The sequence below is a fragment of the uncultured Marinobacter sp. genome, assembly GCF_963974375.1.
In the GTDB taxonomy this organism is placed as follows: domain Bacteria; phylum Pseudomonadota; class Gammaproteobacteria; order Pseudomonadales; family Oleiphilaceae; genus Marinobacter.
In genome coordinates this window covers 1-11,816 of sequence record NZ_CAXBDN010000124.1, presented here as the reverse complement: position 1 = coordinate 11,816, position 11,816 = coordinate 1, and the positions used below count along the sequence as shown (strand labels likewise).

Genomic DNA, 11,816 nt, shown 5'->3' with positions numbered 1-11,816 from the left:
TCGAAGTGGGGCGCATTCTACAGTGATCAGCTTTCCTGTCAACGACCTTTTTCGAGAAAGTTATAACTTTATTAAAATCGCTCACTCCGTGATCAGAATCCGGGCAATTTTCTTCTTTCCCGCCTGGATGACCACGTCATCCCCCGCAACAAAGGTGCGTTCGTCCACTTGTTGCTTGCCATCTATATAGACAGCGCCCCGGACGAACACATCTTTAGCCGCCCTGCCATTTGCGGCGAGCCCCGCTTCCTTAAGTAAAGAAACAAGGTGAACCTCGGTCCTGCCGGCGAGGGCAACCGGAATTTCGGGCACGTTCTCAGGTATGGCGCCCAGCGCCACCTGATTGCCGGCCGACTTGTGGGCCGACGCCGCAGCCTCTTCGGTATGAAACCGGGTAATAATTTCTTCAGCGAGGATTTTTTTGTAGTCCTGAGGGTTCGCACCCTTCGCAACCGCTGCGCGATACTCGTCCACTTCCGCCATCGGCCGGAAGCTCAGCAGTTCGAAATAGCGCCACAACAAATCATCGGGCACAGAGAGGATCTTGGTGTACATCTCGCCAGGCGCATCACTCACACCTATATAGTTACCCAGTGACTTCGACATCTTCTGCACACCATCCAGTCCTTCCAGGATAGGCATGGTGAGAATCACCTGAGGCGTTTGACCGTAATGCTTCTGCAGCACCCTGCCCATCAGCAGATTGAACTTCTGATCTGTTCCGCCCAGCTCCACATCGGCCTCCAGAGCAACCGAGTCGTACCCCTGCACCAGCGGATAGAGGAACTCATGGATGGCAATCGGCTGCTCGGCGCGATAGCGCTTGGTGAAGTCGTCCCGCTCCAGCATCCGCGCCACAGTGTACTGACCCGCCAGGCGAATCATGTCGGCGGCAGTCATCTTGCTCATCCACTCGGAATTGAAAACCACGGTGGTCTTCTCCGGGTCCAGTATCCGGAACACCTGCTCTTTATAGGTAATCGCATTCTGGCGAACCTGCTCTTCCGTCAACGGAGGTCGCGTTGCACTCTTACCGGTGGGATCGCCGATCATGCCGGTAAAATCCCCAATGAGGAAAATCACCTCGTGCCCCAGGTCCTGAAACTGACGAAGCTTGTTGATCAGCACAGTATGTCCGAGGTGAAGATCAGGCGCAGTCGGATCAAAGCCGGCCTTGATCCGCAACGGCCGGTCAAGTTTCAGCTTTTCCATCAGAGCGTCTTCCGGCAACAGCTCCTCCACTCCACGCTTGATGATCGCCAACGATTCGTCAATAGACGGCATAGTTAAGAACTCCGTTTTTGTGCGGACCAGGGCAAATTTCAGATGACAGTTACAGAGCTCAACAAAAGATAGCTGAGAGTAACCTGAAACCCTGATACATTCAGTGCTGGCCAGAATTCAGCCAGTTCCGATCGAATTTGGCTGGGGATTATAATCAGGCAGTACGGGAATGTCTGCCGCTGGCGTACTGTAGCGACACAATTGAGCGCTTTTTATACGGGCAGGCTTGCTCTATACTTGAGCCTGTACTTGAATCAGATAACACAAGCTACGGATGTAGCGGACAAAACAGGCTGTTAACGTGATACATTCCTTCCCGAGAACACACCTTGTTGCTGCTGTCACCATCAGCGTTGTGGTGGGCACAGCCATGATACTGAGCCCAAGCGCCGATGTTGAAGCAAAGCGCATCGTTATTCCGCTTGAGGCAAACACTGAACAGTCCAGGCCGGTAACGCCGGACACCGATGCCAGGCCGGAAACGGCTGAAGTCCAGGCCAGCGAAGCCCCCGCTGAAAACGATCAGACCGCGCTTCCACCAGAAGTGGCTGAAGCCCCCCCCGAGCCCACCGCTCCCGCCGCGCCTGCATACACCCGTAGCAGTTTCAAGATCGCCAGTGGCGACACCCTGTCAGGGCTGTTTCGCAAGGCTGGCTTTAATGATGGCCTGATGCTTTCGGTAATTCACGGTGGTGGCGAAGCGACCAGGCTTCAGCGCCTATACGCGGGTGAGACTATTGAATTCACCGTCACCACTGAAGAAAACCAGCTCGAGTCTGTTCGCCTGGAGCGCAGCCGGCTCGAGTCGTTGCTTATCAAGCGCACTGAGGACGGATTCCACGGCGAGACCATATTGAGGGTGCCGGAAGTACGCCCGGCCTTCGCGTCTGGCGAAATTGAGGGTTCCCTGTATTTTGCCGGCAAGAATGCCGGGCTCACTGACCGGACCACCATGGAGCTGGCCGGCATTTTCGGCTGGGATATTGACTTCGTTTATGACGTCCGTAAAGGAGACTCCTTTGAAGTCGTTTACGAAGAACTCTACCTGGACGATGAGAAAATCGACACCGGCAAGATTCTGGCAGCCCGCTTCGTGAACCGGGGCGAGGAAATGGTCGCGCTGTATTACACAGACTCCGACGGTGACAACGATTACTACACACCCGACGGCAAGAATATGCGCAAGGCCTTCCTTCGCACGCCTATCAACGCCCGGGTTTCCTCTCCATTCAATCTGCAGCGCAGGCACCCGATTCTGGACGTGGTCAGACCCCATGAAGGTACCGACTATGCAGCACCTACCGGCACCCCGATCAAGGCTGCCGGCGACGGCAGAGTCTCTTTTGCAGGCTGGAAGGGAGGCTATGGCCGAACCGTCATCCTGCAGCATGGCGACAATATCACCACGCTCTACGCTCACATGAGCCGCCTCGGCAATGGCATAAAGAATGGCAGTCGGGTCAAGCAGGGCGAAACCGTTGGTCACGTTGGCGCCACCGGCATGGCAACCGGACCACACCTTCATTACGAGTTCCGGGTAAACGGCGCTGCCCGAAACTCCCGGACAGTACAGATGCCAGACGCGAACCCGATTCCCCCGCAGGAACTGGCCCGGTTCCAGGCGACAACGGGACAACTGCTGGCAAAACTCAACAACCACGAAGACAGCAATCGTCAAATTGCGATGGCCAGCGAAGACTGACCTTTGTGGAATATTTTATTGGCCTGATGTCAGGCACCAGCATGGACGGTATCGACGCAGTGCTGACTGCGTTCGACAGCGACAGCGACCACCCCAGGGTGGTCGCGACACATTCGGAACCCCTCCCGGACGAACTTCATAGCAAACTTTATCTTCTCAGCCAGAATAACGGCACTCCGGACCAGGTCGGCCAATGCGATACCGAGCTCGGACTTCTGTTTGGCAAGGCTGCCCTGCAATTACTGAAACAGGCGGGTATCGCACCAGGTCAGGTTAGTGCCATCGGGTCTCACGGACAGACCATTCGCCATCAACCCGAAGGCCCCCACCCCTTTACCCTGCAGATTGCCGACCCCAACCGAATCGCGGAACTGACCGGTATTACCACCATTGCCGATTTCCGCCGTCGTGACATGGCAGTGGGTGGCCAGGGCGCACCGCTGGCACCGGCCTTCCACCAGGCCGTTTTTTCATCCGGGACCGAGAATCGTTGCCTGCTCAATCTGGGCGGAATTGCCAACATCACCTGGCTGCCTGCGGGCTCAACACATCCGATGCAGGGCTTCGATACCGGTCCCGCCAACGGCCTCATGGATGCATGGTGTGAAAAACACCGGGGCTGCCCTTTTGACGAGGATGGCAACTGGGCCCGTTCCGGAAGGGTGGACCAAACCCTGCTATCAGCGCTGCTATCAGAGCCCTATTTCTATTTACCTGCGCCCAAGAGCACCGGTAAAGAACTGTTTAATCTCCGCTGGCTCGAGAATCACCTGAAACGCTACCCGGATATCCGCCCGAAGGATGTCCAGCGAACCCTTCTGGAACTGACCCTGCAGACCGTGTGTCAACAACTGCCGCAGATAAGGCCTTTGACCGTCTATGCCTGCGGTGGTGGCGCGCGCAATACATTTTTCATGGAGCAACTGGCGGCGGCTTTACCGGATGTGTCCGTAAGCTCCACCGACACGCTGGGATTGCCGGCGGATTGGGTTGAAGGCGCGGCTTTTGCCTGGCTGGCCCGCCGAACCCTGGCGGGATTGACCGGCAACTCGACACTGGCTACCGGGGCCAGAGAGGAAAGGATACTGGGAGGGATCTACCCGGGAAACCCTGCCGACCAAAGCTGATCAGCGCGGAAACACCGGGGCTTGCGAAATTCAGATTGAAAACGACGAGCCGCAACCGCAGGTCGCGGTGGCGTTAGGGTTCTGGACCACAAACTGCGAGCCCTGCAATCCTTCCAGGTACTCTACGGTTGCTCCGACAAGATACTGGTAGCTCATCGGGTCAACCAGCAGCGCAACGCCGTTTTTCTCTATAACGGTGTCGTCGTCTTCCTGACTGTCGTCAAAGGAAAAGCCGTACTGGAAACCGGAGCAACCGCCACCGGTAACAAACACGCGCAATTTGAGATCAGGATTGCCTTCCTCGTCTACCAGCTCCCGCACCTTGGCAACGGCACTGTCGCTGAAAAACAGAGGAATGGGTACCTGTTGCTGAACTACACTCAACTGTGCCTCCCGGGGAATCTGGGGTGTGGACCACCATTATGGTATTCCCGACTAAATCAATCAACTATTCTCTGACTTCCCTTCATTACCAGCAGGTTCTGCCGACTCTTCCTGTTCAGCGGGTGCACCACTGGTGTCCGCCAGCCCATCTGATGACGGGCCCTCGAGTCGTTTAATGGTCGGATGCGGCAATGACGCCGGATCAAGATGATGCACCATATTGCCATTTACCGAGGCACCCGCAGCCATTTGCACCAGCTTGTAATAGACGTTCCCGGTAATCGCAGCCTTCTCGGCCAGCTCAAGATGCTCAAGAGCATACACGTCTCCGGTGACCTTGCCGTTTATGATGACATGGGGGGCAACGATATCTCCGAGCACTTCACCGGCTTCCGACAACCGGAACAAGCCCTGCGAACCGGTTTCCGCAATGATGCTTCCGCTTACTGTTCCATCCACATGGAGCCCGCCGGAAAATGCGATGTGGCCATCCACACGGGTCTTTGCAGAAATAAGGGTATCAAAATTCCCCGAGGGCTTTCTGGGCTTGTTTTTCTTGCTTCCGAACATGATCAGTTCTCCGTCAGTTGCAGCCATTCAAACGTTTTCTCGGCCCGGGATGCCTTGGCGCCCTCCGCTGTAGCTACGACCTCTATCTCGAAGGGCGTAAAGTCCTCAGGCAACACCATGACGCCCTCGACATCCTGGAAGTAACGAAAGCGAAAGCGAATACCCAGATCCTCAATGTCCTCAGACACATCCCGCAGTGGTATGGCCGCCGGCTCACCGTTTTGCTCTCCGATCAGATTCACCGCGACATGTCCTGCTATAAAACTGGAGTTGTCGCCAATCTGCGTAAGCACGAACCTGAACCCATAGCGACGCTCACCGCGAACCTCTTTGAGGCTGAGCTGATCCACCTGCAGACCGGTGCGGACCTCCGAAGGCGCCATGATTTTCCGGTAGAACGTCAGGTCACCCTCCAGTGCCATGATGCGCGTCTCCAGCTCGGTGATGTTCTCTCTAGCGACTTTCAGGGCCTGCTGATCAATAGCCTGACTGCGCTCAAGACGAACCAGCGCCTGCCGGGCTTCAGCGTAATCTGATTTAACGGTCGACAATTCCCGGGCCAGGGACTGACGGGTCTGGGCCATATCGTCAACTTCATAGCCAGTCTCGGACAGACCGATCATATAGCCGGCCGCAACGCCGAACAGCGTCATCAGAATCACCAGCGACACCCGCCAGAACCAATCCGCCCGGCGGCGGCGAACAATAACAAACTGGCCGGACATCAGGGCAGCAGTGCCGGTGCGTTCAGGCCTGCACGCTCATCCAGCCGGAACATGATGTTCATGTTCTGGATGGCTTGCCCGGCTGCGCCCTTGACCAGGTTATCGATAACGGATGTCACAATGACAATGGAGCTGTCTTCCTGCCGGTGCAGCGCCATGCGGCAGGTATTCTCACCTTTTACGCTGCGCGTTTCCGGGTGGCTGCCAAAAGGCATAACATCGACAAACGGTTCGTTTCGGTAGCGGTCCTCATACAGCGACTGCAGCCGCTCAAAATCCGCCGGATCATTCAGCTCGGCATAGAGCGTAGCCTCGATGCCGCGAATCATCGGAACAAGATGGGGGACAAAGGTAATACCCACCTTACCTGCAGCTGCGGCCTGAAGCCCCTGACGGATTTCCGGCAGATGACGGTGCCCGGACGCGCCGTAGGCTTTGAAACTTTCGCCAATCTCACCGTGAAGCATGCCGACACTGCCCTGCCGGCCGGCACCACTGGCCCCTGACTTGGCATCGGCCACCAAATGCCCGGTACTGACCAGACCATTCTCAAGCAACGGCAAAAACCCCAGTTGTACTGCAGTCGGGTAACAGCCGGGGTTCGCCACCAGCAGGGCATCACGAATGGCATCACGGGCCACCTCCGGCAGGCCATAAACCGCCCGCTCTGCCCACACAGCGCTCTCGTGGGGCATCCCGTACCATTTCGCCCAGACGTCCAGATCGCTGATCCGGAAATCCGCAGAAAGATCCACGACCCTCACCCCTCGCTCAAGCAGTTCCGGTGCCATCCGCATGGCTACGCCATGGGGCGTGGCAAAAAACACGACGTCACAGCTGGCCAGTTCATCTACCGATGGCTCCGAAAATGCCAAATCGTAGTGACCTCGCAAATTGGGATACAGATCTGCCACGGGCATGCCAGCTTCAGACCGGGAAGTAATCTTAACCACCTCCGCCCCGGGATGAGTCGCCATCAGCCGAAGCAGCTCTACTCCGGTATACCCTGTGCCGCCGACAATACCTGCTTTAATCACCGAACTCTCCTTAACACTGCCATGGGTTTTCAAATATGCGAACAGCCCGTCAGTTCGGGCCTTGTACAGCCCATTAGTCTATCATGATAAATCATTGCCTTATTGCAGGCAGAAGCTCGCCCGTTACAATGCAGATACTCATCCAGGCCCCGCAGTTCCCGGGCCGGAAATCCATTACCGGACCATCGGCGCAATGCAAAAATTCAGGCAGCACCTGACGGACAATGTCATTCCAGTTTTTCGCCGTCGGTTGTCCGGGGTCGATGCACTGCCGCAACTGGCCATACTCGGGCTACTCTCCGGTCTGTTTACCGGCGCCGTTATCCTTCTCTTCCGCTTCGCCATTGAGCTGCCCCTTGGCTATTTTTTACCAGAGGGCGACGCGGAGGCCTTTGAGGCTTTGGCGCCCATCACCCGTGGAGTTCTGCCGCTGACCGGCGCCATTGTGCTCGGCATTTTTCTCCACCGGCTCGCAATTCACGACCGCAAGGTTGGCGTCGTTCATGTCATGGAACGGCTGAACTACCATCAGGGTTACATCTCACTGCGCAGCGCGCTGGTGCAGTTCGTAACGGGTGTCGCCACCGTCGTAACCGGCCAGTCCGCCGGGCGGGAGGGACCTGCCGTGCACCTGGGCGCTGCCTTTTCCAGCCTGATGGGTCAATGGATGCGACTGCCCAATAACAGCATCCGGACTCTCGTTGCCTGTGGCTGCGCCGCCGCAATTTCCGCATCGTTCAACACCCCCATCGCCGGTGTGATTTTTGCGATGGAAGTGGTGATGATGGAATACACCATTGCCGGTTTCACGCCCATAATTCTGTCTGCGGTCAGCGCGGCCATTGTTACCCAGATCGTCTACGGCGGTGAGCCCGCCTTCTCGGTGCCTGCGCTCACCATGAATTCGCTGATGGAAATCCCCTGGATCATTGCCATTGCGGTGATTATCGGGGTTGCGGCAGCCGCCTTCATTCACCTGCTGTCCTACACCAGTAATGTGCAGAAAGGCAGGCCAATATGGCTGCGGCTTGCCGTCGCCGGGCTGCTGATGGTGCCCTTTGCGATCTTCGTTCCGGAAGTCATGGGTATTGGTTATGACACGGTCAATCTGACCATTCATGGCGAGCTGACATTCTGGATCCTGATAAGCGTGGGGGTCGCCAAATTGTTCATTACCGCGGTAACCCTGGGGCTGGGAATGCCCAGCGGGGTTATTGGCCCCACTCTGTTTATGGGAGCAACCCTGGGCGGCGCCATGGGTCTGATCGGCGCGGCCATGGCGCCGGAGATGACGTCCTCTGTAGGCTTCTATGCCATGCTGGGCATGGGCGCAATGATGGGTGCAGTTTTGCAGGCACCCCTCGCTGCCCTGATGGCGCTGCTCGAACTGACCCGTAACCCCAACATCATTCTGCCGGGGATGCTGATCATCACCACCGCGTCACTGATTACCAGCGAGGTGTTTGGCAAACAGTCGCTGTTCGTGACCATCCTGAATAACCAGGGCATGAGCTACCAGAACTCGCCGGTGATCCAGGCCCTGCGCAGAGTGGCCGTGGGCGCCATTATGGACCGCAGCATTTCACGGACCGATCGGGAAATCAGTCTGGATGATGCCCGCCAGCTGCTGCGCACCGAACCGAAGTGGCTCATCGTTGAGGGCGCCAGCGGCCCCACAGCGTTGCTTCCATCAGTCGATCTGGCACGATACCTGGAACACCTCAATGAACAGGCACAACTGCATACTCCGGATCAGCATGCCGAAGACCTGATCGACCTGATGGAAATTCCGGCCAACCGACGGGATCTGGCGCCGATTCAGTACCAGGCAACCCTTGAGGAAGCGCTGGATCAATTCGACAACACCCAGGCAGAAGCCCTTTACGTACAACGTCACGTTGCGCCGATGATTCAGCGTATTTACGGTGTGGTGCTGCCCACCGATATCGAAAGCTATTACCAATACCGACGGAGCTGACCCATGCTTTGGATAAAAGCCCTGCATATTATTTCCATGGTGTGCTGGTTCGCCGGCATTTTCTATCTGCCGCGGCTGTTTGTGTATCATGCCGCCTGTGACGACGAGCCCGGTCGGGACCGTTTCAAGATCATGGAACGAAAGCTGTACCGGGGCATCACCACCCCGTCCATGATCGCCACCGTTGTGTTTGGGGTGTGGCTAATCAGCTACAATGTGACCGGCTACATGAGCATGGGCTGGATGCACGCCAAACTGGCTCTGGTGGCCTTGCTGATTGTCTACCATTTTTACTGCGGGCATCTGGTAAAGGTCTTTCGCGACGACCGGAACACCCGAAGCCATGTGTTTTACCGCTGGTTTAACGAGTTGCCGGTCTTCGTACTGGTGATCGTGGTGATTCTTGCAGTGGTCAAACCCTTCTGAGGAGCCGAGACATCAAACTCAACACCCGACCCCAGATTCTGATCCTTTCCGGACTCGACCCCTCCGGGGGGGCCGGCCTGCAGGCCGACATTCAGGCGGTTACCGCACTGGGCTGTCATCCGCTGCCAGTGCTCAGCTGCCTGACCGTCCAGGATACCCGCAACGTCTACAATGCCGTCCCGGTGGATGCCGGTATTATCCGCCAGCAACTGGACCGGCTGGCGGATGATTGTGCGATCCATGCAATCAAGACCGGAGCCCTGGGTAACGCCGAGGTGGTAGACGTACTCTGTGAGTTTGTTGATCGCCATCCGGACCTGCCACTGATTGTTGATCCGGTCATCAAGGCCGCCGGAGGCGGTGACCTGGCGGACCAGGCATTACTGGCAAGAATGAAATCGGCGCTGTTTCCCAGGGCCGGGATGATCACCCCCAATGGCATCGAACTGGCCATGCTGGGCGAGAGCGACGACCCTCAGGAGGCCGCCAGCCGTCTGTTGGACGATGGTTGTCGCTCGGTACTAGCCACCGGGGGCCATGGTAACGGCCCGATGATCATCAATACCCTTTACCGGGCGGGCCAGCAGGCAATCGAGTGGCAGGTAGAGCGCACCGGGGAAGGTCCTGCGGGCACCGAGTACCATGGCACCGGCTGCACTCTCGCTGCCGCCATTGCCGCAGGCCGTGGCGCCGGCCTGTCTGCCGAGGCGGCGATAGAGCAGGCCCAGATTTATGTGGCGCGGGCGGTTGAGCAAGCGTTACGGGTAGGTAAGGGACAGCCCGTTCCGGATCGCAGCATGCTGCCGCCACGATCATGACGACTCGTTTTTGCAAAGGCCTCAAGCCCGGCCTCTACGCCCTCACCGACAGTCACTTGCTACCGGAGCCGCTGTTGATACCGGGTGTACAGGCCGCTCTCGAAGGTGGCGCCGTGCTGGTCCAGTATCGGGACAAAACCGCCACGGCCAGCGACCGTCTGCGCCGGGCGTTCAGTCTGGTGGATCTATGCCGGGACGCCGGCGTTCCGCTGATCATCAACGACGACGCCGACCTGGCGAAACGATGCGGAGCGGCCGGCGTGCATCTCGGCCAGGATGACGGCTCGGTTCCGGACGCCCGGGCGTTGCTCGGAGAAGGCGCCATCATCGGGGTAACCTGCCATGCCAGTCCTGAACTGGCCCGGGCGGCCTCTGCTGCGGGTGCCGATTATCTGGCCTTTGGCCGCTTTTACCACTCCACCACCAAGCCCGGGGCGCCCGCCGCTGACGCCACCATTCTGACGGACGCCTGGCAGTTCGGGCTACCCGTCACCGCCATTGGCGGGGTCACGCTGGACAACGGCAAGGCGCTGATCCAGAGCGGTGCCGATATGCTGGCTGTGGTGGGCGGCCTGTTCGGGGGGCCACCACAGTCTGTCCGCGCGCAGGCGGAAGCATTCCGAAACCTGTTTGCAGAACACCACTCCTTTTATTCGCTTTCTTCAGATTCACCATCCAATTCTCAGGAGTCCTGACCCATGACCCACTCCGAAACCCTGTTTGAACAGGCGCAAAAATATATCCCCGGAGGCGTCAACTCCCCGGTCCGAGCCTTCCGGGGCGTCGGTGGCACGCCGCTGTTTTTCAAACATGCCAAAGGTGCCTACCTGTACGACGAAGATGACCGCCGTTACATCGACTATATCGGCTCCTGGGGTCCGATGATTCTCGGGCACTCGGACCCACGCATTCTGCAGGCGCTGCACACCCAGATCGACCTGGGCCTCGGCTACGGAGCGCCCACGGCCATTGAAACCGAAATGGCCAAGAAAGTGTGCGAACTGGTGCCCTCGATTGATCTGGTGCGCATGGTCAACTCCGGCACCGAAGCCACCATGAGTGCGGTTCGTCTGGCCAGGGGCTATACCGGCCGTGACAAGATCGTCAAGTTTGAAGGTTGCTACCACGGCCATGTGGATTCATTGCTGGTGAAAGCCGGTTCTGGCGCCCTCACTCTCGGGGTACCCAACTCACCGGGCATTCCCGCCAGCCTCGCCCAGCACACGCTGACTCTGGATTACAACGACATCGAGGGCGTGCGGGAAACTTTCCGGGAAATCGGTGACCAGATCGCGGCCATCATAGTCGAACCGGTGGCCGGCAATATGAACTGCATTCCACCGGTACCAGGCTTCCTGGAGGGACTGCGTGAGGTCTGCGACGAGCACGGCACGGTACTGATTTTTGACGAAGTGATGACCGGATTCCGGGTCTCCCTGGGGGGTGCTCAGGGCTTCTATGGCATCACACCGGACCTGACCTGCCTCGGCAAGGTCATCGGTGGCGGGCTGCCGGTAGGCGCCTTTGGCGGTAAGCGGGCCATCATGGAACATATCGCACCGCTGGGCCCGGTCTACCAGGCCGGTACCCTGTCGGGCAACCCGTTGGCCATGACCGCCGGCCTGACTACCCTGAACCTGATTTCCGAGCCGGGCTTCCATGACCGCCTGACCGAGAAAACCAACCGGGTCCGGGATGGCCTGAAAGCCGCCGCTGACAAGACCGGTATACCACTGGCGGTGCAAAGTGCCGGTGCCATGTTTGG

At 58.0% G+C, this 11,816-nt stretch carries 12 protein-coding genes; 7 read left to right on the top strand and 5 right to left on the bottom strand.

From position 1 onward, the window contains the following. Positions 1 to 81: 81 nt before the first annotated feature. Positions 82 to 1,284 (bottom strand): tyrosine--tRNA ligase, encoded by a 1,203-nt coding sequence (gene tyrS, locus AAC035_RS11765; RefSeq protein WP_339804264.1) that lies wholly within the window; start codon positions 1,282 to 1,284, stop codon positions 82 to 84. A gap of 301 nt (positions 1,285 to 1,585) precedes the next feature. Here tyrS and AAC035_RS11760 point away from each other — a divergent pair, with 301 nt between their 5' ends. Together AAC035_RS11760 and AAC035_RS11755 are read left to right on the top strand one after the other, a co-directional pair. Beyond that, positions 1,586 to 2,986: a peptidoglycan DD-metalloendopeptidase family protein gene (locus AAC035_RS11760; protein ID WP_339804261.1), complete on the top strand. Its 1,401-nt coding sequence runs from the start codon at positions 1,586 to 1,588 to the stop codon at positions 2,984 to 2,986. Positions 2,987 to 2,991: 5 nt separating this feature from the next. Next, on the top strand, positions 2,992 to 4,113 hold the full coding sequence (locus AAC035_RS11755; protein WP_339804257.1) for an anhydro-N-acetylmuramic acid kinase: 1,122 nt from the start codon (positions 2,992 to 2,994) through the stop codon (positions 4,111 to 4,113). Positions 4,114 to 4,143: 30 nt separating this feature from the next. On the opposite strand, the gene erpA is transcribed toward AAC035_RS11755, so the two are convergent. The 4 genes from erpA to argC are packed head-to-tail and all read right to left on the bottom strand — an operon-like array spanning position 4,144 to position 6,829. Then, the gene (gene erpA / locus AAC035_RS11750) at positions 4,144 to 4,497 is read right to left on the bottom strand and encodes an iron-sulfur cluster insertion protein ErpA (RefSeq protein WP_339804254.1); all 354 of its coding nucleotides are present in this window, start codon (positions 4,495 to 4,497) and stop codon (positions 4,144 to 4,146) included. A 60-nt stretch (positions 4,498 to 4,557) separates the two neighbouring features. Next, positions 4,558 to 5,094, bottom strand: coding sequence for a polymer-forming cytoskeletal protein (locus AAC035_RS11745; RefSeq protein ID WP_339804251.1), 537 nt, complete (start codon positions 5,092 to 5,094; stop codon positions 4,558 to 4,560). After that, positions 5,070 to 5,792, bottom strand: a complete 723-nt coding sequence (locus AAC035_RS11740; protein ID WP_339804247.1) for a DUF6776 family protein — start codon at positions 5,790 to 5,792, stop codon at positions 5,070 to 5,072. The genes AAC035_RS11745 and AAC035_RS11740 overlap by 25 nt, the downstream gene beginning before the upstream one ends. Beyond that, positions 5,792 to 6,829 carry an N-acetyl-gamma-glutamyl-phosphate reductase gene (gene argC / locus AAC035_RS11735; protein ID WP_339804244.1) on the bottom strand — a complete coding sequence of 346 codons (1,038 nt, stop codon included), beginning with the start codon at positions 6,827 to 6,829 and terminating at the stop codon, positions 5,792 to 5,794. Before argC ends, AAC035_RS11740 begins: the two co-directional genes overlap by 1 nt. A 193-nt stretch (positions 6,830 to 7,022) precedes the next feature. On the opposite strand from argC, the gene AAC035_RS11730 reads away from it, so the two are divergent. The 5 genes from AAC035_RS11730 to hemL all read left to right on the top strand — a co-directional run. Further along, entirely contained in the window at positions 7,023 to 8,807 is a 1,785-nt protein-coding gene (locus AAC035_RS11730) for a chloride channel protein (protein WP_339804242.1), read from the top strand. Positions 8,808 to 8,810: 3 nt separating this feature from the next. Continuing rightward, on the top strand, positions 8,811 to 9,233 hold the full coding sequence (hemJ, locus tag AAC035_RS11725; RefSeq protein ID WP_339804239.1) for a protoporphyrinogen oxidase HemJ: 423 nt from the start codon (positions 8,811 to 8,813) through the stop codon (positions 9,231 to 9,233). Between the two features lie 38 nt (positions 9,234 to 9,271). Further along, complete coding sequence (locus AAC035_RS11720) at positions 9,272 to 10,051, top strand: hydroxymethylpyrimidine/phosphomethylpyrimidine kinase (RefSeq protein WP_339804267.1); 780 nt, start codon at positions 9,272 to 9,274, stop codon at positions 10,049 to 10,051. Then, entirely contained in the window at positions 10,048 to 10,746 is a 699-nt protein-coding gene (gene thiE, locus AAC035_RS11715) for a thiamine phosphate synthase (protein WP_339804236.1), read from the top strand. Before AAC035_RS11720 ends, thiE begins: the two co-directional genes overlap by 4 nt. A 3-nt stretch (positions 10,747 to 10,749) precedes the next feature. Then, on the top strand, positions 10,750 to 11,816 hold a 1,067-nt coding region (gene hemL, locus AAC035_RS11710; protein WP_339804233.1), incomplete at its 3' end, for a glutamate-1-semialdehyde 2,1-aminomutase.